23 protein-coding genes and 1 tRNA gene are annotated in these 26,923 nt (G+C 38.4%); 14 read left to right on the plus strand and 10 right to left on the minus strand.

Features of this window, described 5'->3' with window-relative positions:
* The first annotated feature begins 5 nt into the window (after positions 1 to 5).
* The 9 genes from mraY to ACLJX0_RS04390 all read left to right on the plus strand — a co-directional run bounded on the left by mraY (position 6) and on the right by ACLJX0_RS04390 (position 11,522).
* A complete protein-coding gene (gene mraY, locus ACLJX0_RS04350; protein ID WP_410878786.1) occupies positions 6 to 1,217 on the plus strand; it encodes a phospho-N-acetylmuramoyl-pentapeptide-transferase in 1,212 nt (403 codons plus the stop codon).
* A gap of 3 nt (positions 1,218 to 1,220) precedes the next feature.
* Positions 1,221 to 2,552 (plus strand): UDP-N-acetylmuramoyl-L-alanine--D-glutamate ligase, encoded by a 1,332-nt coding sequence (gene murD, locus ACLJX0_RS04355; RefSeq protein WP_410878788.1) that lies wholly within the window; start codon positions 1,221 to 1,223, stop codon positions 2,550 to 2,552.
* Positions 2,553 to 2,576: 24 nt separating this feature from the next.
* Positions 2,577 to 3,821, plus strand: a complete 1,245-nt coding sequence (locus ACLJX0_RS04360; protein ID WP_410879028.1) for an FtsW/RodA/SpoVE family cell cycle protein — start codon at positions 2,577 to 2,579, stop codon at positions 3,819 to 3,821.
* Positions 3,822 to 3,824: 3 nt separating this feature from the next.
* The gene (gene murG, locus ACLJX0_RS04365) at positions 3,825 to 4,919 is read left to right on the plus strand and encodes an undecaprenyldiphospho-muramoylpentapeptide beta-N-acetylglucosaminyltransferase (RefSeq protein WP_410878790.1); all 1,095 of its coding nucleotides are present in this window, start codon (positions 3,825 to 3,827) and stop codon (positions 4,917 to 4,919) included.
* A gap of 3 nt (positions 4,920 to 4,922) precedes the next feature.
* Positions 4,923 to 6,272 (plus strand): UDP-N-acetylmuramate--L-alanine ligase, encoded by a 1,350-nt coding sequence (gene murC / locus ACLJX0_RS04370; protein WP_410878792.1) that lies wholly within the window; start codon positions 4,923 to 4,925, stop codon positions 6,270 to 6,272.
* 4 nt (positions 6,273 to 6,276) lie between these two features.
* Entirely contained in the window at positions 6,277 to 7,014 is a 738-nt protein-coding gene (locus tag ACLJX0_RS04375) for a cell division protein FtsQ/DivIB (protein WP_410878794.1), read from the plus strand.
* A gap of 8 nt (positions 7,015 to 7,022) precedes the next feature.
* On the plus strand, positions 7,023 to 8,465 hold the full coding sequence (gene ftsA / locus ACLJX0_RS04380) for a cell division protein FtsA (protein WP_410878796.1): 1,443 nt from the start codon (positions 7,023 to 7,025) through the stop codon (positions 8,463 to 8,465).
* Positions 8,466 to 8,480: 15 nt separating this feature from the next.
* Positions 8,481 to 10,526, plus strand: a complete 2,046-nt coding sequence (gene ftsZ, locus ACLJX0_RS04385) for a cell division protein FtsZ (RefSeq protein ID WP_410878798.1) — start codon at positions 8,481 to 8,483, stop codon at positions 10,524 to 10,526.
* Positions 10,527 to 10,889: 363 nt separating this feature from the next.
* Positions 10,890 to 11,522: a hypothetical protein gene (locus tag ACLJX0_RS04390; RefSeq protein ID WP_410878800.1), complete on the plus strand. Its 633-nt coding sequence runs from the start codon at positions 10,890 to 10,892 to the stop codon at positions 11,520 to 11,522.
* Positions 11,523 to 11,570: 48 nt separating this feature from the next.
* On the opposite strand, the gene ACLJX0_RS04395 is transcribed toward ACLJX0_RS04390, so the two are convergent.
* From ACLJX0_RS04395 to ACLJX0_RS04425, 7 genes are all read right to left on the minus strand, one after another.
* Entirely contained in the window at positions 11,571 to 14,306 is a 2,736-nt protein-coding gene (locus ACLJX0_RS04395; RefSeq protein WP_410878801.1) for a hypothetical protein, read from the minus strand.
* Complete coding sequence (locus tag ACLJX0_RS04400) at positions 14,306 to 15,331, minus strand: hypothetical protein (protein WP_410878803.1); 1,026 nt, start codon at positions 15,329 to 15,331, stop codon at positions 14,306 to 14,308. The genes ACLJX0_RS04395 and ACLJX0_RS04400 overlap by 1 nt, the downstream gene beginning before the upstream one ends.
* Positions 15,328 to 16,119: a hypothetical protein gene (locus ACLJX0_RS04405; protein WP_410878805.1), complete on the minus strand. Its 792-nt coding sequence runs from the start codon at positions 16,117 to 16,119 to the stop codon at positions 15,328 to 15,330. The genes ACLJX0_RS04400 and ACLJX0_RS04405 overlap by 4 nt, the downstream gene beginning before the upstream one ends.
* 19 nt (positions 16,120 to 16,138) lie before the next feature.
* Positions 16,139 to 16,672, minus strand: coding sequence for a hypothetical protein (locus tag ACLJX0_RS04410; RefSeq protein WP_410878807.1), 534 nt, complete (start codon positions 16,670 to 16,672; stop codon positions 16,139 to 16,141).
* A gap of 8 nt (positions 16,673 to 16,680) precedes the next feature.
* Positions 16,681 to 17,193: a hypothetical protein gene (locus ACLJX0_RS04415; RefSeq protein WP_410878809.1), complete on the minus strand. Its 513-nt coding sequence runs from the start codon at positions 17,191 to 17,193 to the stop codon at positions 16,681 to 16,683.
* Between the two features lie 215 nt (positions 17,194 to 17,408).
* Positions 17,409 to 17,969 (minus strand): hypothetical protein, encoded by a 561-nt coding sequence (locus ACLJX0_RS04420; protein WP_410878811.1) that lies wholly within the window; start codon positions 17,967 to 17,969, stop codon positions 17,409 to 17,411.
* Between the two features lie 297 nt (positions 17,970 to 18,266).
* Positions 18,267 to 19,118, minus strand: coding sequence for a helix-turn-helix domain-containing protein (locus ACLJX0_RS04425; RefSeq protein WP_410878813.1), 852 nt, complete (start codon positions 19,116 to 19,118; stop codon positions 18,267 to 18,269).
* A gap of 305 nt (positions 19,119 to 19,423) precedes the next feature.
* Here ACLJX0_RS04425 and ACLJX0_RS04430 point away from each other — a divergent pair, with 305 nt between their 5' ends.
* Both ACLJX0_RS04430 and ACLJX0_RS04435 read left to right on the plus strand, forming a co-directional pair.
* Positions 19,424 to 19,876 carry a GatB/YqeY domain-containing protein gene (locus ACLJX0_RS04430; RefSeq protein WP_410878815.1) on the plus strand — a complete coding sequence of 151 codons (453 nt, stop codon included), beginning with the start codon at positions 19,424 to 19,426 and terminating at the stop codon, positions 19,874 to 19,876.
* Positions 19,877 to 19,888: 12 nt separating this feature from the next.
* A tRNA-Arg gene (locus ACLJX0_RS04435) sits at positions 19,889 to 19,962 on the plus strand.
* Between the two features lie 336 nt (positions 19,963 to 20,298).
* Here the strand turns inward: ACLJX0_RS04435 and ACLJX0_RS04440 are convergent.
* The 3 genes from ACLJX0_RS04440 to ACLJX0_RS04450 form a co-directional block, all read right to left on the minus strand.
* Positions 20,299 to 20,634, minus strand: coding sequence for a heavy-metal-associated domain-containing protein (locus tag ACLJX0_RS04440; protein WP_410878817.1), 336 nt, complete (start codon positions 20,632 to 20,634; stop codon positions 20,299 to 20,301).
* 21 nt (positions 20,635 to 20,655) lie between these two features.
* Positions 20,656 to 22,899 (minus strand): carboxypeptidase-like regulatory domain-containing protein, encoded by a 2,244-nt coding sequence (locus tag ACLJX0_RS04445; RefSeq protein WP_410878819.1) that lies wholly within the window; start codon positions 22,897 to 22,899, stop codon positions 20,656 to 20,658.
* 77 nt (positions 22,900 to 22,976) lie between these two features.
* On the minus strand, positions 22,977 to 23,450 hold the full coding sequence (locus ACLJX0_RS04450) for an HYC_CC_PP family protein (protein WP_410878821.1): 474 nt from the start codon (positions 23,448 to 23,450) through the stop codon (positions 22,977 to 22,979).
* Positions 23,451 to 23,580: 130 nt separating this feature from the next.
* Here ACLJX0_RS04450 and ACLJX0_RS04455 point away from each other — a divergent pair, with 130 nt between their 5' ends.
* The 3 genes from ACLJX0_RS04455 to ACLJX0_RS04465 all read left to right on the plus strand — a co-directional run bounded on the left by ACLJX0_RS04455 (position 23,581) and on the right by ACLJX0_RS04465 (position 26,805).
* Positions 23,581 to 24,042, plus strand: coding sequence for a GAF domain-containing protein (locus tag ACLJX0_RS04455; RefSeq protein WP_410878823.1), 462 nt, complete (start codon positions 23,581 to 23,583; stop codon positions 24,040 to 24,042).
* Positions 24,043 to 24,179: 137 nt separating this feature from the next.
* On the plus strand, positions 24,180 to 24,449 hold the full coding sequence (rpsO, locus tag ACLJX0_RS04460; protein WP_002987657.1) for a 30S ribosomal protein S15: 270 nt from the start codon (positions 24,180 to 24,182) through the stop codon (positions 24,447 to 24,449).
* Positions 24,450 to 24,618: 169 nt separating this feature from the next.
* Complete coding sequence (locus ACLJX0_RS04465; protein ID WP_410878825.1) at positions 24,619 to 26,805, plus strand: polyribonucleotide nucleotidyltransferase; 2,187 nt, start codon at positions 24,619 to 24,621, stop codon at positions 26,803 to 26,805.
* Positions 26,806 to 26,923 lie beyond the last annotated feature (118 nt).

A 26,923-nucleotide genomic window follows, 5' to 3' on the forward strand; every position in this document is an offset into this window, starting at 1 on the left:
CAGTTATGTTGTATTACGTATTTCAATACTTAGAGAATTTTTTCAAGATACCTGGAGCAGGTGTGTTCCAGTATATTACGTTTCGTTCAGGGATGGCGATGATTTTCTCTTTATTGATCTCTATTATTTACGGAAAGCGAATTATCTCGCGTTTGAGAAAAATGCAAATTGGAGAAACGGTTCGTGAACTAGGTTTAGAAGGACAAAAAGAAAAGTCGGGTACGCCAACCATGGGAGGTGTCATCATTATTATTGCGACACTAATCCCCGTATTACTGTTTGCGAAATTAGATAATATCTACGTATTACTCCTTATTCTAACGACCATTTGGATGGGTGTGATTGGGTTCTTAGATGACTATATAAAAGTATTTAAAAAAGATAAAGAAGGATTAAAAGGAAGATTTAAAGTTGTAGGACAAGTCGGCTTAGGATTGATTGTAGGATCAGTTCTGTATTTCAGCCCTGCGGTAACTGTGCGTGAAGTGCCAGCCAAACATATGTTAAGCGAGGTAGCTGTGAGTCAGTACGACGTTAAATCAACTGCAACAACCATTCCGTTCTTTAAAAATAATGAGTTTGACTACAGCATGTTAATTAGCTGGATGGGAGAAGGTGCGCAAGATTATGCTTGGTTGATTTTTATTCCAATTGTGATTTTTATTGTAACAGCAGTGTCAAATGGAGCGAATTTAACGGATGGAATTGACGGATTAGCTGCGGGTACATCGGCCATATCCACCTTTGTATTGGGGATATTTGCCTTTATATCAGGGAACGTCATTTTTGCCAATTACCTGGATATTATGTACATCCCTAATTCAGGGGAAATGACGGTCTTTGTCTCCGCTTTTATTGGAGCCTTGATTGGATTTTTGTGGTATAATACATTTCCTGCTCAAGTTTTTATGGGCGATACAGGAAGTTTAACTATAGGGGGAATTATCGCCGTATTGGCTATCGCAGTGCGCAAGGAATTATTGATTCCGGTGCTATGTGCGGTGTTTTTTGCGGAAACGCTATCAGTGGTTTTACAAGTGAGTTATTTCAAATACACCAAGAATAAATTTGGAGAAGGAAAGCGAATATTTTTAATGGCGCCTTTGCATCACCATTTCCAAAAGAAAGGCTATCACGAAAGTAAAATCGTGACTCGCTTTTGGATTATAGCGATTTTATTAGGAGTGTTCTGTGTGATTTCTTTAAAACTGAGATAAGACATGAGAGTGGTTATTTTAGGTGGAGGAGAAAGTGGAGTTGGAACTGCTTTGTTAGCAGTGGAAAAAGGATATGACGTTTTCGTATCCGATTATGGAGTTATCCAAGAAAAATATAAAAAAGTTCTTATAGATCATGAAATAGATTGGGAACAACAGCAACATACAGAAGCAAAGATACTCGATGCAGATGTGGTTGTAAAAAGTCCTGGAATACCAGATAAGGCCCCAATCGTACAAAAAATTGTGGCGAAGGGAATCAAAGTAATCTCGGAAATCGAGTTTGCTTATCCTTTTAATGACGCGTTGTCGGTAGCTATTACAGGAAGTAATGGAAAAACGACAACTACGATGTTAACGTATCATGTTTTACACCGTGGAGGATTAGATGTCGGCCTAGGTGGAAATATTGGTCAAAGTTATGCGGAGCAAGTGAAGGTGGATCCTGCAAAATGTTATGTGTTGGAGTTAAGTAGTTTTCAGCTAGATGGCATCGAAACCTATCGACCCCATATTGCAGTAATCACTAATATTAGTCCCGATCATTTGAATCGATATGACTATAAATATGAAAATTATATCGCTTCAAAGTTTCGAATTACCATGAATCAGACCGAAGAAGATTACCTGATTTATGATTATGATGATGTGGAAATTCAGAAATGGTTGAGCGAACATGAGGTAAAAGCACATCAGTTGCCTTTTTCTATTCAACATAAACTAGAAGAAGGAGCCTATGTGGAAGATGATAAAATTATAGTGAATATGAGTGATGAAAAATTTGTATTACCTATTAAGGAAGTGGCTCTCGAAGGGATGCACAACTTAAAAAATGTTATGGCAGCAACAACAATAGCACAGTTAAAGCGAATTCGAAAAAATGTAATACGCGAAAGTTTATCGGACTTTCAGGGCGTGGAACATCGTTTAGAAAAAGTGCTGAAAGTAGAAAACGTTCAATATATTAACGATTCAAAAGCAACCAATGTCAACGCTACCTTCTTTGCTTTAGATAGCATGAAAACCCCAACGGTTTGGATTGTTGGAGGCGTGGATAAAGGAAATGATTATGATGAGTTGATGCCACTTGTACGCGAAAAGGTAAAAGCTATTATTTGTTTGGGTATTGATAACCAAAAAATAAAAGCAGCTTATGAGAAAGTGGTGGATGACTTAGTAGAAGTACAATCTATGCAGGAGGCTGTTAGAAAAGCAAAAGAACTAACTGAAGGGGGAGACACGGTTTTACTATCACCCGCTTGTGCAAGTTTTGATTTGTTTACTAGCTATGAAGATAGAGGAAGACAGTTTAAAGAAGAAGTACTGAAATTATAATAATAGATAAAGTAGAGGGAGATGATGAAACAATTACTTTCATTATTACACGGAGATAAGATTATATGGGCATTAGCAATTTTATTGGCCATGCTTTCTTTTTTACCCGTTTATAGTGCAAGTACGAATCTAGTTTATACCATCGGAACAGGAAAGGCAACAACTGATTACTTGTTTCGACATTTCGTTCATTTATTTATTGGAATTTGCATCATGTGGTATTTTCACAAAAGAGATTATGCACTCTTTCGTAAAATTGCCATTATCGGTATGCCCATTATCGCATTGATTCTACTGTATACCTTGTTAAAGGGGAATACAATTGGAGGAGCTAATGCGAGTCGTTGGTTGAAAATTCCCTTGCTTGGGCAGTTTCAACCGTCTTCGACTGCAGCAATTATTTTGCTGATGTATGTGGCTCAATACTTAACAGGTATTAAAGATGAAGTGGTATCATTTAAATCGTCCTTTTGGCAGCTATGGGTTCCCGTACTCGTCATCATCGGATTGATTTTACCCGCCAACTTCTCTACGGCAGCCTTAATCTTTTGTATGGTATGCGTCTTAGTATTTATTGGAAAATATCCTTTTAAATATTTGTTGACAATCATCGGAATTGGCGCCTGTGGTATGCTGTTATTCGTGCTAGTAGCCAAAGCTTTTCCAGGAGCTTTCCCCAATCGAGTGGATACTTGGATTAGCCGTATTGACCGCTTCACTGGCCCCGATGATGGAACGCGCGATTTGTATCAAGTGGAAAATGCAAAAATGGCAATCGCCAATGGTGGGGTGTTTGGAGTAGGACCCGGTAAAAGTGTATTGAAAAACTTTTTGCCACAATCCTCTTCGGATTTTATCTTCGCTATTATTGTTGAGGAATGGGGATTATTTGGAGGGTTTACCATCCTAGGAATTTATCTCCTACTGTTTTATCGCTTTTTGATTGCGGTACATAAAGCACCCACGCTCTTTGGTAAATTATTAGTTGCTGGATTGGGATTTTATCTCATTTTCCAAGCACTAATAAATATGGGAGTAGCGGTTTCGCTTTTACCCACTACCGGACAAGCGTTGCCCCTAGTGAGTAGTGGAGGTACTGCTATTTGGATGACGTGTTTTGCCATTGCAGTAATCCTTAGTGTAACCAAGAAAGAAGCGGAAATACAAGCTGAAGAACAAAAAAGAAAAGAAGAAGAAGCGTTGGAGCAAGAAATGTTACACGATCTTCATCTGGAAAGAATAGAAAAAAATAACCTAGAAGAAGCATAGCAAATGGAACGTAAACCCAAGTTTATTGTAAGTGGAGGAGGAACAGGAGGACATATTTTTCCTGCGTTGGCAATCGCTGATGAATTGAAGGTGAGATTCCCTGATGCTGAGATTCTCTTTGTAGGTGCAGAAGGAAAAATGGAAATGCAACGCGTGCCAGAAGCAGGTTATCCCATTGAAGGATTGTGGATTTCAGGAATTCAACGCAAATTGACTCTAGACAATTTACTGTTTCCCTTTAAATTGCTTAGTAGTTTGAAGAAATCTAGAAAGATTGTCAAAGCTTTTCAACCTGATGTGGTAATTGGAACAGGAGGATTTGCTAGCGGTGCAGTAGTGAAAGTAGCGGCAGGAAAAGGAATTCCTACGGTTGTGCAAGAACAAAATTCATTTCCAGGCATTACAAATAAATTGTTGGGAAAAGAAGTAGATAAAATTTGTGTGGCTTATGACGGATTGGAGCAATTCTTTCCCAAGCACAAAATCATCAAAACAGGTAATCCTGTTCGTCAAGGATTACTTGATGTGACAACCAAAAGAGAAGAAGCAATTGCTTATTTTGAGTTGGATCAGTCAAAAGAGACGCTCTTAGTCATTGGAGGAAGCTTAGGTGCACGTAGAATCAACCAGCTCATTGAGCAGCAACTGCCTTTATTTGAAGAAATGGGAATACAGTTGATCTGGCAATGTGGAAAGTTCTACTACGAAGAGTATAAAAAATACGAATCGGCAACCGTTAAAGTTCGCGCTTTTTTGGATCGCATGGATTTGGCTTATGCCGCAGCAGATACGATTATCTCTCGTGCAGGAGCCTCATCCGTATCGGAGCTTGCATTAGTGGGGAAAGCAGTGATTTTTATTCCATCACCGAATGTAGCAGAAGATCATCAAACCAAAAATGCAAAAAGTATCGTGGAACAAGCGGCCGCATTGTTGATTAAAGAAAGCGAGTTGAATGAACAGTTTGTTGAAACTTTTAAAGACTTGTTGAACAACACAGAAAAACAAAAGGAGTTGGGACAAAATTTTAAGAAATTAGCATTGCCCCGCGCCACAAAAGATATAGTAGATCAGATCGTAGAATTAATGAAGAAGTAAGAAATGGATATAAATAGCATTAAGAGCGTATATTTTATTGGAATAGGAGGCATCGGTATGAGTGCCTTGGCTCGTTATTTTAAGTTCATTGGAAAAGAAGTTGCGGGATATGATAAAGTATCCACGCAATTAACACAAGAATTAGAAGCCGCAGGAATTGAGATTCACTACGAAGATAACGTAGATTTGATTCACGCAAAGTATAAAAAAGTAGCTTCAACCTTGGTTGTGGTTACACCTGCCGTTCCACAAGAACACAGCGAATGGAACTATTTCAAAGCGAATCAATTTGAAATTAAGAAACGTTCGGAAGTGTTGGGAATTATTACGAAAGATACCTACTGCTTTGCCGTAGCAGGAACGCATGGTAAAACGACGACAACAAGTATCCTCGGACATTTGTTGTTTCAGGCAGGATTAGATGTTACTGCATTTGTAGGAGGCGTGGTAGAAAATTACCAAACGAATCTAATCGGAAGCGGTAAAACAATTACAGTAGTAGAGGCAGATGAGTTTGATCGTTCTTTTTTGCGTTTGTTCCCTAATGTCGCTTGTATCACTTCTACAGAAGCAGATCACTTGGACATATTTGGAACTGCAGAGGAAATGTTAGTTGCGTTTCAAGATTTCGCGAATCGCCTACCAGATGCAGATAAACTCTTCGTTACAGAAGTAGTCGACTTAGAGGGAATTCGCGTGGGATTTGGACCTTCGTGTACCTATCAAGCAAAAGACATCAAAGTTGAAAATGGATGGTATGTGTTTGATTTAGTAACACCCACTGAAACGATTAACAATGTTGTTTTTGGTTTGCCAGGAAGACACAATTTATCCAATGCCTTAATGGCTTTTGCTATGGCGAGCGACTATGGAGTAGATACGCAAAAATTGGTGGAAGGATTGAAAAGTTTCCGCGGTGTACGTCGAAGATTCTCGTACAAAATTAGACGAGAAGATTTGATTTATATCGATGATTATGCCCATCATCCAACCGAAATCAAAGCAGCTAGTCAAGCGGTACACGAGATGCACGGAGACAAGAAAATTGTCGCTGTTTTTCAACCCCACTTGTACAGTAGAACAAGAGATTTTATGGATGAATTCGCAGCTGCACTTTCGACCTTTGACAACGTAATCTTGTTGGATATTTATCCGGCTCGAGAATTGCCTATCGAAGGAATTACATCGGGTAAGTTGTTAGAACAACTAACTTCTAAACAGAAGCACTTAGTGCCCAAAGAAGAATTAATTACACATTTAAAAGCATCAGATGCTGAAATTATCCTGACTATTGGAGCAGGGGATATCGGAGAAATGGTGCAAGACATAAAAATAGCTTTAGAAGAAAAATAAAAAAATGAAAAAATTGTGGAAGAAAATAAAATGGTCAGATTTGCGCATTTTGATGATGCTCGGAGCCGTCTTGTTTTTGTATTCTTTCAGCAATGAGCGCAGTACACATCGAAATTTAAAAGGCGTAGATATTATTTTTAAAGGAGAAGAGACACATTTTGTAACCTCTAGTGATGTAAAAGATATTGTAACAAATACAAGTGGAAACATAAGCGGTCAAGATCGAACAACAGTTGATTTGAATGCCTTGGAAAAAGGGGTGATGCAAAACGAGCTGATTAAAGAGGCGGAAGTCTATGTGACAATTGATGGGTTTTTAAAAGTAGAAATCAATCAAAAAAAGGCGATTGGACGTGTAGTAGGTGAAGGAGAATCCTACTATTTAGATGAGAATGGCAGTCGAATGCCCTTGTCAGATAATTATGCAGAACGCGTGATTTTGGTTGAAGGAAACATTAAAAGCGACATGCAAGGTGAATTAAAACGCATGCTAGACGTAATTAATGCTGATGCTTTTTTAAAACGGGATATCACGGGAATTAGCATTCAACCCAATGAGGTGATTTATTTGAAAAGCCGAGTAAATAAGTTTCAAATCCTATTCGGAAGTTTTAATGAAATGGAGCGTAAACTGAAGAACTATAAAGCTTTTATGCAATATGCAATGAATGAGAATATTGAAATAGATAGTTATAAAAAGATCAATCTGAAATTTACCCAACAAGTGGTGTGTTCAAAATAAAATTGAGTATGGAAAAAGAAAATATAGCTGTTGGTTTAGACATTGGAACAACGAAGATTGTTGCAATGATTGGAAAGAAAAATGAATATGGAAAGCTCGAGATCTTAGGATTGGGAAAAGCGAAGAGTTTGGGTGTGAAAAGAGGAGTGGTAAATAATATTACACAAACCATTCAATCGATTCAACATGCGGTGGCAGATGCTGAAACGCAAGCGGGTTACAAGATTAAAAATGTTGTAGTAGGGATTGCTGGTCAACACATCAGAAGTATCCAACACAGTGATTATATTAGTCGTCCCAACCCAGATGAGGTAATCGGAGACAAAGACATTGAACAATTGATTAATCAGGTGCAAAAATTGAGTATGCTACCAGGAGAAGAAATTATTCATGTTTTACCACAGGAGTTTAAAATTGATGGGGAACCGGGAATTAAAGAACCGGTGGGAATGTATGGGAGTCGTCTAGAAGCGACGTTTCATGTCGTAGTGGGTCAGGCCGCTTTGATAAAAAACGCAGGTCGTTGTATCAAAGATGCAGGACTAGAACTAGCTGGGATTACGTTAGAACCACTCGCTTCTGCCGAGGCTGTATTAAGCCAAGAAGAAAAAGAAGCAGGAGTTGCTTTGATTGATATCGGAGGAGGTACCACAGATTTAGCCATCTTTAAAGATGGAATTATTCGTCATACCGCTGTTGTTCCTTTTGGAGGAAACGTGATTACAGAAGATATCAAAGAAGGATGCTCAATTATTGAACGTCAGGCAGAGATTCTAAAAGTGAAATTTGGTTCCGCTTGGCCAGGTGAAAATAAGGATAATGAAATTGTATCCATTCCCGGGTTAAGAGGAAAAGAGCCCAAAGAAATTTCTTTAAAAAATCTTTCTAAGATTATAAATGCACGTGTAGAAGAAATTGTACAATTGGTCTTTTCAGAGATTAAGAGTTACGGATATGAAAATCCACAAAAAAAATTAATCGCAGGAATTGTATTGACAGGGGGAGGATCCGAGCTGAAACACATCAAACAATTAGTAGAATATATTACAGGTATTGATACCCGTATAGGATATCCAAATGAGCATTTAGCTGGAGATTCAAGTTTAGAAGTTTCAAGTCCATTATATGCAACGGGAGTTGGATTGGTTATGGAAAGCGAGAAGCACCGTAAAAAAGGAGCCGTTTCAGTAGAAGAACTCAAAGCGGTTGAAACGAGAACCGAATCTAAGCCAGAAGAAAGAAAGGTCGTTTATCCTTCCACTGTAGCAGAAGAAGCGATAAACACTTCAAAAGAGCCGGTAGAGCGTCAAAGTCAACCACGTGTTGAACCAACCTCACCACCCATGGAAGAGCAAAGAGAAGTCCAACCAAGTACGGCTGATCGCTTCGAAAGTAGTTTCATCGGGAACTTTTTTAGAAAAATTAAAGAATTTATTGAAAAGCAAGAATAATAAAACGATACGTATATGGAGAATACAGATTTCGGAGGAATAAAGTTTGATATGCCTAAGAACCAATCAAACGTTATCAAAGTAATTGGTGTAGGTGGCGGAGGTAGTAACGCAATCAATCACATGTTTAAGCAGGGAATTAAAGGCGTGGATTTTATCGTTTGTAATACGGATTCACAAGCCTTAGAAAATAGCTCAGTACCCAATAAAATCCAACTAGGGGTTAACCTAACTGAAGGATTAGGAGCTGGAGCGAACCCAGAAGTGGGACAGCAATCTGCTTTAGAGAGTATAGAAGAAATTGAGAAAATGCTTGATACCAATACCAAAATGGTGTTCATCACCGCAGGTATGGGTGGAGGTACAGGAACAGGTGCTGCTCCTGTCATTGCACAACTATCAAAAGAAAGAGATATTTTAACCGTTGGTATTGTAACGATTCCTTTCCAATTTGAAGGGAAAGTACGTCAAGAACAAGCGTTAAAAGGAGTTGATCGATTGAGAAAACAAGTGGATTCTCTAATCGTAATTAACAACAATAAATTACGTGAAGTATATGGAAACTTAGGCTTTAAGGCTGGCTTCTCCAAAGCAGATGAGGTATTATCAACTGCTGCCCGTGGTATCGCTGAAGTTATTACGCACCATTATACGCAGAATATTGACTTGAAAGATGCGAAAACAGTATTGTCTGATAGTGGTACCGCTATTATGGGATCTGGAACAGCTTCTGGAGACAATAGAGCGAAAGATGCGATTATTGATGCGTTAGATTCTCCCTTGCTTAACGACAATAAAATTTCAGGTGCGAAAAACGTATTGTTATTAATCGTTTCGGGTACCAATGAAATTACCATCGATGAAATCGGTGAAATCAACGATCACATCCAAACTGAAGCTGGTCATAATGCAAATATCATTATGGGGGTTGGGGAAGATGAATCACTAGGTGAAGCAATCTCTGTGACTATTATTGCAACGGGTTTTAACTACGAGCAACAAAAGAGCATTGTCAACTCATCGGAACCAAAAGTAATTATTCACACTTTAGAAGAAGAGCAAAAAGTAGTGCGCGATTTAACGCAAACGGCAACTGTATCGTCTTATGGTTTTACAACTCCTGATCAACCGCTACGTGTTTCTACTCCAGAAGCAACCGAGCTTGAAGAAGAAAAAGAAGAGGTGAATAATGAGATACCAACGCGTACCGTGTTTACCTTAGAGGATGATTACGAAGAAGGAGATGACGATGATTTCGGAGGATCAACAACTCCTCCTTCACCAACAGGAGAAGTAGAAGAAGTAGTGTTTGAAAGGAGAAATACAGATGCGTCTAATTTAGATGTATTCTTTGAAATTGTAACACCAAAAGCAGAGGAAAAAACACAGGAACACAACCAGAATGATCCGATGGCTTCTAAACAAAAAGACATCCGTGATATTCAAGTGATTGATCCAGAGTTTGTGATTGTAACACCTAAGAAACAAGAAGTAGCTGCGCCGATTGTGTACCATTTTGATGAAGAATTGGCAGAAATGGAAGTGACAGCTGCAGAAGTAGTGAAACATGCAAACGAAGCCGTGACACAAGCCTCTGCGAAAAAAGAAGAAGTGATTCGCTTTTCTCTAGAAGACTACATGGACAAAGAGGAAGAGTTAGCCTTAGCTAAACCTGTCGCAAATCACCAAGAAGAAATCGCAGAAGAATTTAAATTTTCTGTTCGTTCTGAAGGAGCTCCTGTAGTGAATAAAGTAGAAGTAGAAGCATCGACAGATGATTACGATGAGATGAATCCGACAGAAATGAGTATTGAAGAATTCACGTTGAGAAGTAGAGCTGCAGAGCGCAGAAGAAAAATGAAAGACTTCAACTACAAATTCAACAATTCAACAGCTCATTATACCGACTTGGAAAAAGAGCCTGCTTATAAGCGTTTAGGCGTTGATTTAGACGAGGTAAACGACGAGAGCAATAAATCGAGAATCTCATTTGGTGTGGACGGAAATAACGATCCAAAATTGAGATCAAACAATTCGTTTTTACACGATAACGTAGACTAAGGAAGAGCCTTTTAGGCCGTACTTATAATTTAAAAAACAGCAGTAAGCGTACGTTTACTGCTGTTTTTTCTTTTTATTATGTTTGGAACTTATAATAACCTGACTTGATACGGAGCTAATAGCGGGTTTTAGTGCGATTTGCATGTTAAATTAGATGCTTTAATCAAATATTTTTACGAAATATGTAATAAATAAAGCTTTTTGTTTGATTATGTTTAGTAATTTATTTTTCTAACGTCTTGATTTTCGGTACCTTGTTGTTTATTATTTTTCATCTAAATATAGACAATGAACAAATTTTACCCTTTATTTTTTTGTGTACTACTCACACTAGTTTCTTGTTCGAAGTTGAGTCCAATACTTGTGAAATCCAAATACACCGCCGATGAGGTATTGAGGAAATTGGAGTTTACAGAACCTTATACGGTGACAGATCGGACACCAGTTACCTTTGGAGAAAAAATAGTTTCAGGTGATTTTAATACAGCGAATTATCAGCATACGCCTTGGGCAGATGCAACCAAGGGAAGGGAATTTATTATTGTGGAATACGCCGACCCTAAACAAGAAACGGAATGGGGGTATTTGTATCAGGTCTATCTGTGGAAAGATCGCATCCTGCCTTTTTTCGTAAATCGAGGGGATGGGATGGGGCTAACGCTACGCTATAATGGAACTTCACAAGCGTGTTATCGCGTGAACTATTCGCGTGATTTGTATGGCTTCAACTATCCAACGTTAGTGGAACCGAATCAAATTCTGAGTTTGATGTATGTAAAGAAAGAACGGGTAGTCAATAAACAACAGGTACAGGTGACTTCCTATGTATTTAAACCCGATGAAAGTCGAGGGGTAGAGCTAGTATCCAAAACGGAAGAACCCTGCAGAGGAGATAACCTGATTACCTATAAAATTAAAGTCATCGCAGATGATGCTTGGATTGCTGTGGATAAAGTCAAGGAAAGTCACCGCTTTAGTTGTAAAGCGATGGATTAAGGCATGGAATAATCAATCCCTCTCTTCTTCTTGGATAGTATGGGGATGCTAAAAGCTAATGGCCTTAAACTTCTTCACTTCTACGTCTTTGGATTTGACTTGTAGAACGAAATCCACCGTCTGATTTTGATGGATCGTGGTATGGATGGAAATAGCATTTTGTACAACGTCAACTTGATTGGGTTGGTTAGGATATACGGTCACGGTATACTCTCCTTTGGGTACATACAAGGTATAGCGACCCTCATCGGAAGTATAGGTAGTGAATTGCTCTCCAGCGCTGTTCTGAGCAACAATACGTTGACCACCTAAACTTCTGTTTAGCGCTACAGCATGTGCACTATATTCATAAGTAATCGATCCTGCCAACGTCGTGGTTTGTGTAAGATAAATGACTTGGGTCAGATTGGAATCTAACGTTAGTTTGACCGCATGGGCAAACCAGTGCTGATCGTTTTGCACTTGGACTGTATAGGCCCCACTTGGTACCTTTTTGTAGATTAAATTTCCTTCTTCATCAGTTACAAATGCTTTTTGATTGATGCTGACTATGCGATTGCTCGCCGGTAATACCTGTTGATGCTCATCCTGATAATATACTTTGACAGTCAAATGATGCGTTTTTTCATACAGTTTATACGGAGTGAATTGCTTAACTACACCAACTTGAATGTAATTGGTTTGATTGGCAGGGGAAAATCCACCATAATTGTTGTAATTACTGACATAAAGATCGAAGTCCTTTTTGAGTTTATATTCTACTCGGGTATTGAACTGCCAAAAATCACCACTGGTTGAGGTATTGTTGTAATACCCACTTAAAACTACACCCAATTGATTATTGAAAAAACGCTGTCTGTAGTTTCCCATAATCATCAAATTGGTATAGGTTTGAAGCACCTGCCAATCATAATAGGAGGCATTGATAAGCTCGCTGAGGTTACTGTAGTTGTACTGATAGCTCACACCTAAATCAAAGTTCTTATAATTCGCACCTAAATTAAGACGATAGTGTAATTTTTCTTGAATTTCCGTTTGAGTGATATAACTGCCTAAGTCGATAGAGAGGTGGTAGCCAAACCCCTTGGTAAAATTGTTTTGATGAAAGGCAGTGTGCAAGCGAAGGGCATGGAGTTTTTCCATGGCATCCGTTTGGTAGTTGTATCGCTTTTCTTGTACATATTGCGGACTGACAACCCAAGAACTCGTATCCATGCGATAGGAGTAACTTACGCCCATAGCGTTGGATTGCTGTTTGGCATTTGCTGAATTGGTATAGCTGTATTTCGGAGCGTAATCGATAAAGTGCTGAATCAACCCCAAGCTGTGCTTGCCGAGATTTCTTCGTATAGTTGTTGCAACTTGAGAGACACCTTGGCGAACTCCTGCGTAATACGGACTGCTATAGAAGCTATTATGTTGAATTTGATACTTGGTTAAGGTAGCATAAGCTGTAAGTCCTAAAAACGCCCCTATTTGATTGTCACCTTGGGCCTGAAGAATGGATCCTCCAGGATTGACATCTAGTTGAAAGGAAGGTTTGTTCCACAGCCTAAAGGAATTGTACTGCAAGATCTTTTTTTCATCATAACGATGATCGACATCATAGTACAGCTGTGCTTGTTTCCACGTGTGCTTTTGGGACTGAAAATCAACCCAAGTATTATAACCCATTGAACGATCATTGGGATCGCTAATCAGATAGGTCTTATCAATATATCCCGTTTGTACATAAAGGGAATCCGCTAGTTTAATGCGCGTTTGAATTCCGCGTCCCTGGAGTGAAAATTCTCCTGATTGAAAGAGGTTTCCCGCTTGAATCTGTACGTTTTTGGTTTGAAAATCCGCTAAGAAATGACGTAAATTCAACTTATTCTCCTTGTCCCAATGAATTAAATCTCCAGTAAGGCCTAGTTGAGTGTTTTCAGTGAATCGGATTGTTCCACTACCAACTAATTGTGTGGCTCCTTGCACATTTTTTCCCATCACGCGGTTGAGTTCAATGGAATTGTTTTGGCTGTAATAGATCGAAGCTTGATTTTCGGCTTGATAACGTCGTTTGGACTTCAAGGAACTGACTGTATACAACGTACGGCCAATAAAATCGCCATTTTCATAGAGCAAGGTGGCGCTAATTTCAAAATCTTCTAGTTTATACGCTTCTTTGCTAATAAATTGTTTGAGCACTAACAGCGTATCTTGCTGAGGGCGAATTGAAAATTCCAACGGGATTGTACGCGCTTTATCCAACTGATTGGGTAAGGTCGCAATATAGTGTACTTTTTCTGTGGTATTTCCTCGGTTTTGTACAATAGCTCGAAGAATTATACTATCACCTACTTGACGAAACTGCACCTGTGGTTCAGGGTTAATCAATAGAATTCTACGATTTTTTTGAATCAACACAGGATGTTCTACCCCTGGAATTGTGGGGCCACTTTGAGGAATTAATTGTGCTTTAAGAAATAAATCTCCTGCTAGTGCACTGCTTTGATCCACTTGTGCGAGAATGGGAACAAATACTCGTTGCCCAGGTTGTAAATGCAAAGCTTTAGTCTTGGCAGTAGAAAGGCGAATGCTTGTCGTGCTACTTTCCAATTGTAGTTGTCCTGTCCACTCTGTTTGCCCTAAGTTGGCTATTTCCAATGTCGGAGCAACCTGTCCTAGATCATCTACTTGTGTGGTTGCTGTGGTGAACTTCAAAAACAAGGAAGCCCCCTGCGCCCAAAGAGCAGAAGAAGAAAACAGGAATAGAAAAAAAAAGACAAAACACTTTCTAATCATTAATTCGGAACAATTATAAAGTAAAGGTAAGTTTCATATCTACCCGTTGCTTGTTGCAATTCGCGGGTATTGGGTGGAATGCTTAGTTCAAGGTTATATGACATGGATTGACTCCATCTCGGAAAAGAAGCAATAGGTTGCTCCTGGGCAGATAAGGAGATAGGACCGAATAAAGTAACATCTCCCGCATTTCCCCCTTCGATCTGGTTCAATGTGGCTTTTAATTTTAAAACTGAAACGGGGATACTGTGTGTCATCGTTGCATTGTACAGTAAGGGATCCGCTGTTTTAACTAATACCTGATGTCCTTGATAACTTCGGATATAGAGTGCATTTGTAATGTTGATTTTCTTTCCTTTGGCGATGTCATCAGGAGAATCAAAATTGAACACAAATTCGTTGGCACCATTACGCAGTTCAGCAAGTTGATCTCCGTGATTACCAATGTAGTTAATCTGAAATCGAGCTACGCCAGGGGCTGAAGTTTTACGCGCTAAGAGTACATCTCTTCCTGATGAGGTATCATAAAGAGAAAACTCATACGTACTGCGGTATATGCCATTGGGAATGGTTAATAATTCAGGACCTCCTCTCAAAGTCAAATCGAAAGACAAGGTATAATAGTTCCCTTCAGGCAAAACCGTTGTACTTTCAACAATGGAACTTTCCTGAAATTTACTCAAGGGTAAATTTCGACCCATACTACTGAACGAAAGTTGGTTGAAATTTCCACTTTGTCTATTGATGCTTATACTTGAGTTTTCTGCGGGAACACTGTAATTATCTGCTCTATAATCATCAAGCAAACGCACCGTAATCTTCCATTTAGCTGGTGCTTGAATACCGAAATTTCTTCTGAATTGAACCGAAATTTGACGTTCTTCGGTTTTTCCCACCTTCATATCCGCATAGGAATTGAGTTGGAGTTGTCCACCGTCATATACATTTAAATCGTATTGAGCATATGAACTTTGACTTCCAAAAAGGATGGCAAAAAGGAGCAGTATTTTTACAGGAAAACTCATAGAGAAAACTCAAGTTCGGCAATTTTGACGGTATTGTCTTTGCCATAGGTTAGTTGAACAATGAAGGTGTAGGTTCCTGCAGCTAAATTTTGGGGTAAAGCAAACGATTGCTTTCTACTATCTTGAGGTAAGCTGTAAAAATCAAGGGTATTCAGCGGGTGTTTTGCCCCTGTTTGTTGATCAAAAATTGTAGCTGTGATTTTTCCATCACTCCATAAACGACCTGTATTTTCAAAAGAAACGTCAATGGCACGATGCCCTTCTTCCGTTTTACTTGGTTCAATATTGACGATATCCACTGCTTCTGTATTATTTGGTAGTGCATGATATACTTTTAAGCCCATGCGCACTGTCACTTTAATAGCAGCTCCATTTTCATCGACTGCATTTCCTGGATTGAGTTGGGTAAAAAATACCATAGCCGTATGCACGGGTACATCTGGAGCTAAGTTTGAGGGAACATTTAAAATTAGATCTACTTCTTTAATCTCATTGGGTTCAATCACAAAGTACGAATTCGGTAACACTTGAACCCAAGCAGCGGCTGAATTGGATAAGGTATTCATCTCGCCAATGTGATTGCTTCCTTTTTCATCGTAATTCCAATCACCTAAAGATACCCCCACTTCAACGGCTTTGTCGTTGGGATTGGCGATGCGTACTTTTTGCGTGGCAACGGTTCCTGCTTCATTTCGGAAGTACATTTTTCCTGGAGAAATAGAGAGTCCCGCTTGGGAAAAAGAAAAAATGGAATAAAGTAAAAAAAAGAATGAAAGTGTTTGTCTCATTAGATATACTGCAATTAAATTAGTGTGGTACTAAGGTATAAACAATTGTGGTTTGATAGGTTCCTGCTTTTTGATTTAAAGTATGACCAATATGTTGTACAGGAATGGTGTAATTGACATCGAGTTGTTGGCTATTTCCAGCATTCTTCGATTGTAGGAGGAGTTGCGGATTCACCGTTAAATCTACCGTTTGCATTTGAAGCGGAAAGTCAACTGCCGTAGAGCCTGTAATACTCGGTTTAATTTGAATAATGGAAACGGGCAGGGCAGAAAGTGTATTTTCGTACTGAAAATACGCATTAATAGAGCGCACGGTTAATTCATAAGGGGTGGAGCATTGAATCATTAAGTGATTTTTTAAAACTCCTGTCTCGACTCCTTTGACATAACCAGCACCTATATTGAGATTTAAGTCAACTGAAGGATGGTTAATTACCAAGGATTGCTGTTCTCTAAAATTCAATACAATTTTGGCTCTTGTCGAACCTATTTGTGCGAAAAGAGAAGCAGTAGTTAGAAATAGTAAAAGGGTGATAAGTGATTTGATGTACACGTTTCAAATTACAAAGATAAAATAGTATAGGTGATTACCGTACTATAAGTACCTACAGGTTTGTTTAATAATTCTTCGGAGGCATTCATTTTATACGACACATTAAACGTGCGTTTGACATCCCCAAAATGGGATTGAATCATGTTTTTTTCTTTTAAAGAAAGAGAAACGGGAAGGAGTGAAATGTTATCTCTAAATTCACCAATCCTTCCTAAGCTAGGATTTAATCCAATATGGTCTAATCGAATTTCGTCTGCATCATGTTGGAGGGGTGAATTGGCCACTACGCGTACTTCGTAGGTGCCACTACTCATAATTTCGATGTGATCGGCTTGATCACTAATCTTACCTTTGGTATAGTCTTCCACGGTTTCAAAAGACAAATTGACGTGTTGTTGCTGATCGTTAATTTTAATCGATTGAATAGGCTTTAACACGACGTGTAAGTTACTTTGAGCAGAAGTTTGTGCAAATAGGACAAAACTAAATAACAGAAATAAAGGGGCTAGTAATTTTCGCATTTCATCAAATTATCTAGGTTAAATTTACCAATAAAAAATGGATAAATTAAGTAAAATATGACATTTTTAGTGGGTTTGAAGCCAGATAGAAGCTGAACTTCTCAATTTATAAAGAAAAGCAAACGTTGTCTTTTGTATAGTGTTCGATGATAAAAAAAATCTACTGTTGCACGTATGGCGCGACAGTAGATTAAAAGGAAAAATTGTATTTTGTATTATAGTGCGTATAAATTGTACGTTACGGTAGTAGTATACGTTCCTTCTTTTTTATCTGTATAAGCTGCCGTTTGACTTGCTGGAATAGCATATTCTACTGCATACCCCATTTTCGCTGTTCCTGTAGAAGTTGTCACTAATGGAGAACTTTCTGTAGTAGCTAATTGTGCAATATTGTGTGACGCTGTAAAGTTAGTAGGTGCTGCTCCTTCTGCTAAGTTGGTGTTTCCTTTGATACGCACTTCTACTGTGTTCACAGGAATCGTTACTCCACTGTTGTTTAAGTCGCTACTTGCCACAACTTTAATTTCGTATTTTTGTGTAGCAGTTACTTCTAAGTGATTTTTTAATTCACCTGATGTACTCCCTTGTTGGAATTGCTCCACGGTATTCATTGGAATAGTTACTGACGCATTGGTTACGTTTAACTCATAGACGTCTGACAAATTAACGTTTAGGTTAGTAGTCCCCGAACTTTTTTTATTGCCTTCTTGAGCAAATGAAGTTACACTGATGAAAGATAAAGCGGCTACTAATGCTAATTTGAATGTTGTTTTCATTTTTGAATTATTTTTTTAAAGTTTTTTTTCTCTTATTTTGATGGGACAAAAGTATAGTAGCTCAGCTTCTCATTATAGGTCAATTCTCTTGAAAGAATGGTCATTTTTATAGGAAATAGCTAAAAAACACTTAAAATGAAAAATAAATCTGCAAGTTGTCAATTCGTATTGGGAATAACTGCTCTTTTTGCGAATAGGAAACAATAGAATGAAGCATAAAAAAGCCATGAAATCCTATTTCATGGCTGATATTGATTTTTACTATTCGCAAGAAGCGGATGTTTAGTGGTAGTACATTTATAAATTATCGCGGTATTCTTTAGGGCTCAATCCCGTAGCAGTCACAAAAAAGCGCGTAAAATTGCTTGTATCTTCAAAGTTGAGCTCATACGCAATTTCTTTAATTGTCATCGGAGTATGTTTTAACAACAACTTGATTTCATTCACAACCGCACTGGCAATAATCTTTTTAGGGGTTGTGCCGTAAATTTCTTTACTTATTTCATTGAGTTTAGAAACAGTAATATTCATCTGGTCCGCATAGAACTGCACATGGCGTTCTTTGCGAATATGGGATTTAATCAACGCATTGAATTTAATAATCTTCGTTAATTGAGCAGGAGATAATTTTTCTCTATTAAACTCTACGTATGTATTAATGTGACAGGCCATAATAAAGAGCAAAACACGCTCTATAATATTATGCGTGGTCATATAGTTGAGGTTATTATACGTCTTATTCTTGAGTTTGAGTAGGGAAATAAAGTAATATTGAGCAAAAGTCACCTGCTCCGGTTTAAGTGTAATGGAATTGATGGCTTTGGTGTTGTCAAAGAAAACGCATTTATCTAAGAAATGACGATCCACTTCCGTGCGACAATAGAAGCTATCTGTAAATTGTACATAAGCAAGCGAGTAGCTCTCATTAGCCGTTAAGCGAAAGAGTTCATTCTTGCCTAGAAATAAACAGTCGCCCTCGGACAGTTCTTTTTTCGTGGTTGACATAATGACGGATACTTTTCCCTTTTGTAACCACAGTAGTTGATAGACGTCGTTGTGTTGCTGAAAAAGCGTATCGTTTTCAGTCAGATAGGTGGCTATGCCAGCATCAAATCCATAAGCGGATTTTAGTTCAATGGTAGATAACATTAGATGAAGGGGTAAATAGTGTTTTCTAAAATAGGTTATAGGCTGTAAAAATAGAATTTTCTCTGGAATATGCTCAATTCTCTCATTATTTTAACGTTTTTCCGTAACTAAATAAAAGGAAAACTTCTATTTTTTTATTCAAAGTATAGGTAGCAAAGGTTGCTTGCCTAGCGAGGGTTGAGGTGGCTGACGGTATGAAAATAAAAAAATAGAAATAATAGGTAGAGAAGATAGAAAGTAAAAATGGCGAATTTGTCTTGTTTTCTCCTCTTTTTTATATCTTTGCAAAACCAAATAAAAAAGAGATGAGTTTACAAGCAAGTATTATGGATGCGATGAAAAGCGCCATGAAATCAAAAGATAGTATCGCTTTAGAAGCACTTAGAGCAGTTAAGGCCGAATTGTTATTAGCGCAAACTCAGTCTGGTTCTAAGGAAGAAATTAGTGAAGAGGAAGAAATCAAAATCTTACAAAAATTAGTCAAACAACGCAAAGACAGCGCGACTATTTTTACTGAACAAGGAAGAAATGATTTAGCAGAACCAGAATTAGCTCAAGTGGCTATTATCGAGCAATTTTTACCTGAACAAATGTCCAACGAAGAAGTAGAGGCGATTATTGCTAAAATTATCGCGGAGGGCAACCATGCAGGAATGGCTGCTATGGGACAAGTAATGGGAATAGCTTCGAAAGAATTGGCTGGAAAAGCTGATGGTAAAACGATTTCAACAATAGTAAAAAACCTATTGACAAAATAAAATTTTTGGTTGGTCCACGTAGTTCAATTGGATAGAATATCAGATTTCGGCTCTGAGGGTTGGGGGTTCGAACCCCTCCGTGGACGCAAATTAAAAAGCACGTATGTCTCCCATACGTGCTTTTTTTATGTTAAAGTTCCCTTTTTTTTGCTTTTTTTCTAAAAAGTGATAAAAGTCATGTTTTATGCATGCATAGTATCCTACATTTGTAGTGTAATAAAATACAGCTATAAAGAGAAATTACATTTCTGTTTATTTTCTAGTAAATAATGTTTTAGTGTCTTAATCAAGATCATTTACAGAAAATAGGGAGAAATGCTATGAAAAAGAAAAGAATATTTTGTAGTTTGTGAGTTTGGCTACAGAATAGCATATTGTTGTTTGAAAAAAAGCACTAATCGCTAGTTAGTGCTTTTTTATTTTTATCTCTCGTACTTACAACAACCGTGTAAGTTGTTATAGGCCTCATCCGTTGCTTTTACCGTTTTCGTATCATGACCCGCTTTTGCAATGGCCTCTTGTACTTCTTTGCCTGTTGTTTTCTTCGGGTTGAGGTATACCGTTAGCTGTTGATCGGCAATAGACCAATCGGCAGAACGAACGCCTTTTACATCTAAGGCTGCCTTTTCAATGCGCTTTTTACACATCTCACAGACACCTTTTACTTCAATAATTTGTTTCGCTTGTTCTTTTTCTTGTGCTGATACCGCTGTACCCGTAAGAAGAATTAGACTTAAGATTGCAATTAATTTTTTCATGTTGTATTTCGTTTAAGTTAATTAATCAAGTTTAAAGCGCAACCCTGCATAGTACATTGATCCAGTAATGGGAGCATATACCATAGAAGTATCAAAATCCGCATCAAAAGGATTATTTGCGCTGATAATAGGATTGCGTTGTTTGTAGTTTCCAATATTTTCTCCTCCTAGATAGAATTCAAAACGCGGAGAGAATACTTTGGTCACTTGGAAATTTAGTAAAGAATACGGATTAGATGACGTTTTTCTTTGGTTACTTTCCGCATATTGTTCCGTAGAAGTAAGGCGTTGTTTGCCTAACCAATTGTAAGTAAAGTCAAACTTCCAATGCGCGCCATTGTCTTGCTCGTTGGTGGTGAATTCCAAATTCGCAAAGAAACGATGCTTGGGTTGATAGGCTTTTTCAAATTTTCCCGTTTTTTGATCTGTGGCAATATCATAATACTTATAAGCCGAACGCAAATTCAGATTGCGTGCCAAGTTGTAGTTGAATTCCAATTGGAAACTATTGGCATACGATTTACCATCCAAGTTGTAGAAATTCAGCTGATGCGCATGGTAATCAGCATCTACAACAATTTGGTTTTCAAAATCCGTTCGATAAAAATCGAGCGTTACCTCTCCTTTTCGACCGATGAAGTGAAAGTTTTGCGTAAAGCTCAACCCGTAGTTCCAAGCAATTTCAGGATCTAGGTTGTACGTTTTTCCGTTGTTTCCTTCAATGTAGAAGTGACGATTCGTAGCAAAGAAAATCTGATTCTCAGCAAAAATATTGGCGATGCGCTTTCCTCGACCTACAGAAGCACGGAGTACACTATTTTCCCATGGATTATAGCGCATATGTAAACGCGGAGTAGCAAACACTCCCATACGGTTGTGATAATCCACGCGCATACCCGCTACGATACTGAAGTCTGTCGTATTATCGTACGTATATTCATAGAATACCCCTAAAGCATTATCGATGCGATCAAAATTTCCATCAATACCGGGTACAAAGACCTGTTCGGTATATTGATCCAAGGTAAAGCTAATTCCCGTGGTGAATTTGTGTAGCGTATTATTGATAATTGAATTAAAAACAACGTTAGAATACAAGCTATTTTGCTTGATGTCATATAAGTTTAATCCAAAATACGAATCTTGTTTGTGGTAGTTGTACGCCACTTGTAATCCTGCGCTTTGAAAAGGCATATCGGGGAAGACATAGCCAAGCTTGGTAGATAAGTCCACCTTTTCCGTATTGATTTCCGATCCCCAAAGTACCGTTGATCCCTTGTCCTTCTTCTTGTCGAAATCCACTTGTCCAGCTACTTTATTATCTTTCATGTAGCGAGCCGTGATAAAGCTTACGATTCCCTTTTCTGGGTTGATGTATTGCCAACGGTTCATCACGTTAATTTGTTCTCCTTTAGGCATATCGAGGAAACCATCGTGGTTCTTGTCGTGATCTCCTGTTCGTACATTTCCATGAATAAATAAGGAAGAGCTCCATTTATCATTGAGATGATAATTTCCGTGTACGTTGGCCTCAAAGCGTTCATCCGTTGAACCATATAGATTCACAAAGAAAGGTCGATCGGTGGCGGGTTTGATTAATTCCGTATTCAATTGCCCTGAAATACTTTCATATCCATTGATTACCGTTCCTGCTCCTTTGGTTACCTGAATGCTCTCTACCCAAGTACCTGGAGTAAACGTCAAGCCGTAAATTTGAGAGGCACCGCGAACGGAAGGAATGTTTTCCTCTGCAATTAAGATATACGGACTTGTTAATCCCAACATCTTGATTTGTTTGGTTCCGGTGATGGCGTCCGTATAGTTGACGTCAATAGAGGGGTTGGTCTCAAAAGCTTCTGAAATATTACAACAAGCAGCCTTGAGTAATTCACCGCTGTTCATGGTGAAGCTATTAGTCGTTCCCTTAATCGAACGCGTGGTATTGCGCTGTTTGGTTTGGATGATGACTTCATCCAACGATTCTTCTGGTTGCAAAACAAGGTGATAGGATTGCCCGACTTGTGGGTGAATCAATTGAGTTTTATAGCCAATATACGAAATGGTTAAAGGCTCGTTTTCCAAATACGTCAAGGTGAATTTTCCTTGCATATCGGTGGCTACTCCAAGAGATTGATTGGCGTAAAATACAGAAGCGCCAATAATAGGAGTATGGGTTTCATCTACAACTTGTCCCGTAATCGTTTGTTGTGCATAGAGTGAAGTTCCCACAGCAAATACCGTGAGAGTAATTAAATTTTTTATCATTTTTTACGAATAAATAGTAATACATAACATTAGTTTGACCTATAAAAGAGCAGGTCTAACAAAAGTGTAAAACATATTTAGGCGTAAAAAACGAAGCGACAATAGAGTTGATAGAGTGGAGGGGCGTTAGCCTCCATATAGTACGCCAAGACTTCTTGCTGTTGAGCAGGAAAATCAACTTCATAACGGGCATATTCCGTCCAGCTATAATCAGGGAGAATAAAGTCAAAATGAGGAGGATAAACCTGTTGTAAAGGGTGGTCTGAAGGATTGGACTTGATAAGTTCATCCTGACAGCAAGGTTTATCTGCAAATTTTTTGCTTGTTTTTTCAACAGGAACTTGGGTAGAACAACAGGCTTTTTCTTCCTGTTGTTTTTCTTGTTCCATTTCCGCTTCCATGGTACATCCCGTTTCTTGGTGGACATGTGCATAGCGCAGCGGACTGTAATGGGCTTCCCCTTGACAATAATGCACACTCATCGACCATCCTATGTTTGAAAATAGGAAAATGATAAGAAACAATATACTGACAAGTCTTTTTGGTAGCATGAAACAAAAATAAGAAAAAAAGCTAGGTTTCAATGAAGTAAAAAGATTTTTGTTCAACGAAGTAGAGTGAAAAAAGAAAAATTGCCTATAACAGAAATCGTACCTTTGATTCCTTGTAAAAAACAAAGATATGCAAACGATATACACCTTATTAGTAGCCGAAGCGAAGCAATTAATCGCTGGAGAAGCAAGTATAACAGAAAAACTACAAGCGATTTGTGATTTATTAGCAAACAAAGTAACTCATTATGATTGGGTGGGATTTTACTTTGCAGATGCCGAACAGCGTTTGTTGCATTTAGGTCCATATACAGGTGAAGCAACAGATCATACGGTAATTCCGTTCGGCAAGGGGATTTGTGGTCAAGTTGCAGTGAGTAATCAGACTTTTTTGGTGGATGATGTAACAGCACAGGACAACTATATTGCGTGTAGTATGACGGTAAAATCAGAAATCGTCGTGCCGCTATTCGTTAATGGAAAAAATATCGGACAAATCGATATCGATTCCCATACGCTGAATGCCTTTACACAAGAGGATCAGCTTTTCTTGGAAAAGTTAAATCAAGCTTTAGCTACTCTTTATGTATAAGTCTCTGATGGTTAGTTGATTATTTTTTTTGAAAAAAAATAAAGCAAGGTGATGAAGAATTGAAAAATAAAACTACCTTTGCAATTGAATTTTAGAAAGCTAGAATTCGTACATAAAAATCATTAAAGAATATTGGCATGTATTTAACAAAAGAAAAAAAGGCTGAGATCTTCCAACAACACGGAGGTGTAGCTGCAAACACAGGATCTGCAGAAGGACAAATCGCTTTGTTCACTTACAGAATCTCTCACTTAACTGAGCACTTGAAAAGAAATCGTAAAGATTACAACACAGAGCGTTCATTAGTTCTTTTAGTAGGTAAAAGAAGAAGACTTCTTGACTACTTAAAGAAAACTGAGATTAACAGATATCGTGAGATCATTAAAGTATTGGGTATTAGAAAATAATCAATATAGGAAAGAGGTGCCTGCGCGCCTCTTTTTGTTTTTTTGCCTTTAGCAGAGTTAGATCTGGTTTTTCATTGGGTTTCATATACTACACAACACACAACACAACACACACAACACATTTTACGTCTCTCTTCGGAGAGACAGAAACCCTAAAGTATTAATTATTATGATTCCTAAGGTAACCAAAGAAATTATCGATTTAGGAGATGGACGTAGCATCTCAATCGAAACGGGAAAATTAGCAAAACAAGCCGACGGGGCTGTTGTTGTTCGCATGGGAGACTGTATGCTTTTAGCTACAGCTGTTTCTGCTAGAACAGCAAATCCAGGGGTTGATTTCCTTCCTTTAACTGTAGATTACAGAGAAAAATTCGCTGCTGCTGGACGTTTTCCAGGGGGCTTTTTCAAACGCGAGGCTCGTCCAAGTGACCAAGAGGTGTTGACAATGCGTCTAGTTGACCGTTGTTTACGTCCTTTGTTCCCAGATGACTATCACGCGGAAACACAAGTGATGATTCAATTAATGTCTCATGACGAAAATGTTATGCCTGACGCATTAGCAGGTTTAGCAGCTTCTGCTGCCCTAGCTGTATCAGACATCCCGTTCTATAACTCTATCTCTGAAGTAAGAGTAGGACGTGTAGACGGACAATTCATCATCAACCCATCGAAAGAACAATTAGACGCCTCTGATTTAGATATGATGATCGGAGCTTCGAAAGATTCGGTTTGTATGGTGGAAGGTGAAATGAAAGAGATTTCAGAGCAAGAAATGATTGATGCAATTAAATTTGCGCATGAAGCAATTAAACTGCAAATCGAAGCACAAGAGAAAATGCGTGCTGCACTTGGACTTACTTACCGTGAGTACGAGCCAGAACCAACAGATGCTGAGGTTGAAAAAATCGTTCACGATGCAGCATATGCTAAATTGTATGAAATCGCTTCTCACGCAAGTGCTAAAAGCGAGCGTGGAGAAAAGTTTGCTGAGGTTTACGAAGAGGTGAAAGCGTTATTCTCTGAAGAAGATTTAGAAGAAAAAGCGGAATTAATCAGCACGTACTTCAAAAAAACGCAAAAAGAAGCGGTAAGAAATCTAATTTTAGATCAAAATATCCGTTTAGATGGTCGTAAAACAACTGAAATCCGCCCAATTTGGAGTGAGGTTGATTACTTGCCTTCTGTACACGGTTCATCGATCTTTACTCGTGGAGAAACACAAGCATTAGCTACAGTTACGTTAGGTACATCAAGAGATGCTAACATCATTGATTTACCAAGTGAGCAAGGAGAAGAAAGATTCTACTTACACTATAACTTCCCTCCATTCTCAACAGGTGAGGCAAAACCACTAAGAGGTACTTCACGTAGAGAGGTTGGACATGGTAACTTAGCACAACGTGCCTTGAAAAATATGATTCCAGCAGATTGTCCGTACACAATCCGTCTTGTGTCTGAAGTATTAGAATCCAATGGTTCTTCTTCTATGGCTACGGTTTGTGCAGGTACATTAGCCTTAATGGATGCGGGTATTCAAATTGAAAAACCAGTGTCTGGTATTGCAATGGGATTAATTTCTGACGCAAAAACAGGACGTTGGGCTGTATTATCTGATATCTTAGGTGATGAAGATCACTTAGGGGATATGGACTTCAAAGTAACGGGTACAAAAGATGGAATCACCGCTTGTCAAATGGATATCAAAATCGAAGGATTAGCTTACGATATCATGGAACAAGCGTTGAAACAAGCATTGGATGGACGTTTACATATTTTAGGACTTTTAGAAGAAACAATTGCTGCACCAAATGCAACTGTGAAACCAAAAGCACCGAAAATTGTTACCGTTACTATTCCAAAAGACTTTATTGGAGCTGTTATCGGACCTGGTGGTAAAAATATCCAAGCACTTCAAGCAGAAACGGGAACTACAATCGTGATTAATGAAGAAGGAGATTTCGGTTTAATTGAGGTATTGGGAACAGACCAAGCAGGTATGGATCGTGCATTAGCTTCTATTAGCAATACGATTTTCTCTCCAGTAGAAGGAGAAGTGTACAAAGTGAAAGTAGTGAAAATGCTTGACTTTGGTGCGGTTGTAGAATTCGTACCTGGAAAAGAAACTTTACTTCACGTATCTGAATTTGACTGGAAACGCATTGAAAATCCAGCTGATGTGTTGAAAATTGGCGATGAGTTAGAAGTAAAATACATGGGTATTGATACGAAAACTAAAAAACCAAAAGTTTCGAAAAAAGCATTGATGCCACGTCCTCCAAGAGAAAATAAACCAGAGGGAAACAACAAACCTGAAGGTGGTGCTCAAGGAGCAAAAAAAGAAGACAAGAAATAAGATAGAAAAACACCTCAAATGAGGTGTTTTTTTTTGGTTTACGGTTAACTGTTCACAGTTTACGGTGGATGTAGTATCGCATGTACACATGGTATTAGTACAAGGTAAAAATGGTGGG

Source organism: Myroides sp. DW712 (assembly GCF_046557355.1).
In the GTDB taxonomy this organism is placed as follows: domain Bacteria; phylum Bacteroidota; class Bacteroidia; order Flavobacteriales; family Flavobacteriaceae; genus Flavobacterium.

Bases quoted from the DNA above. Each gene is read 5' to 3' on its own strand.
- ACLJX0_RS04360 (WP_410879028.1), top strand. From the start codon at position 2,577: ATGAAACAATTACTTTCATTATTACACGGAGATAAGATTATATGGGCA.
- ACLJX0_RS04375 (WP_410878794.1), top strand. From the start codon at position 6,277: ATGAAAAAATTGTGGAAGAAAATAAAATGGTCAGATTTGCGCATTTTG.
- ACLJX0_RS04465 (WP_410878825.1), top strand. From the start codon at position 24,619: ATGATTCCTAAGGTAACCAAAGAAATTATCGATTTAGGAGATGGACGT.
- ACLJX0_RS04455 (WP_410878823.1), top strand. From the start codon at position 23,581: ATGCAAACGATATACACCTTATTAGTAGCCGAAGCGAAGCAATTAATC.
- ACLJX0_RS04425 (WP_410878813.1), bottom strand. From the start codon at position 19,118: ATGTTATCTACCATTGAACTAAAATCCGCTTATGGATTTGATGCTGGC.
- mraY (WP_410878786.1), top strand. From the start codon at position 6: ATGTTGTATTACGTATTTCAATACTTAGAGAATTTTTTCAAGATACCT.
- ACLJX0_RS04445 (WP_410878819.1), bottom strand. From the start codon at position 22,899: ATGATAAAAAATTTAATTACTCTCACGGTATTTGCTGTGGGAACTTCA.
- ACLJX0_RS04450 (WP_410878821.1), bottom strand. From the start codon at position 23,450: ATGCTACCAAAAAGACTTGTCAGTATATTGTTTCTTATCATTTTCCTA.
- ACLJX0_RS04430 (WP_410878815.1), top strand. From the start codon at position 19,424: ATGAGTTTACAAGCAAGTATTATGGATGCGATGAAAAGCGCCATGAAA.
- ACLJX0_RS04400 (WP_410878803.1), bottom strand. From the start codon at position 15,331: ATGAGTTTTCCTGTAAAAATACTGCTCCTTTTTGCCATCCTTTTTGGA.
- ACLJX0_RS04405 (WP_410878805.1), bottom strand. From the start codon at position 16,119: ATGAGACAAACACTTTCATTCTTTTTTTTACTTTATTCCATTTTTTCT.
- ACLJX0_RS04440 (WP_410878817.1), bottom strand. From the start codon at position 20,634: ATGAAAAAATTAATTGCAATCTTAAGTCTAATTCTTCTTACGGGTACA.
- ftsA (WP_410878796.1), top strand. From the start codon at position 7,023: ATGGAAAAAGAAAATATAGCTGTTGGTTTAGACATTGGAACAACGAAG.
- murG (WP_410878790.1), top strand. From the start codon at position 3,825: ATGGAACGTAAACCCAAGTTTATTGTAAGTGGAGGAGGAACAGGAGGA.
- ACLJX0_RS04415 (WP_410878809.1), bottom strand. From the start codon at position 17,193: ATGCGAAAATTACTAGCCCCTTTATTTCTGTTATTTAGTTTTGTCCTA.
- rpsO (WP_002987657.1), top strand. From the start codon at position 24,180: ATGTATTTAACAAAAGAAAAAAAGGCTGAGATCTTCCAACAACACGGA.
- murD (WP_410878788.1), top strand. From the start codon at position 1,221: ATGAGAGTGGTTATTTTAGGTGGAGGAGAAAGTGGAGTTGGAACTGCT.
- ACLJX0_RS04395 (WP_410878801.1), bottom strand. From the start codon at position 14,306: ATGATTAGAAAGTGTTTTGTCTTTTTTTTTCTATTCCTGTTTTCTTCT.
- ACLJX0_RS04420 (WP_410878811.1), bottom strand. From the start codon at position 17,969: ATGAAAACAACATTCAAATTAGCATTAGTAGCCGCTTTATCTTTCATC.
- murC (WP_410878792.1), top strand. From the start codon at position 4,923: ATGGATATAAATAGCATTAAGAGCGTATATTTTATTGGAATAGGAGGC.
- ftsZ (WP_410878798.1), top strand. From the start codon at position 8,481: ATGGAGAATACAGATTTCGGAGGAATAAAGTTTGATATGCCTAAGAAC.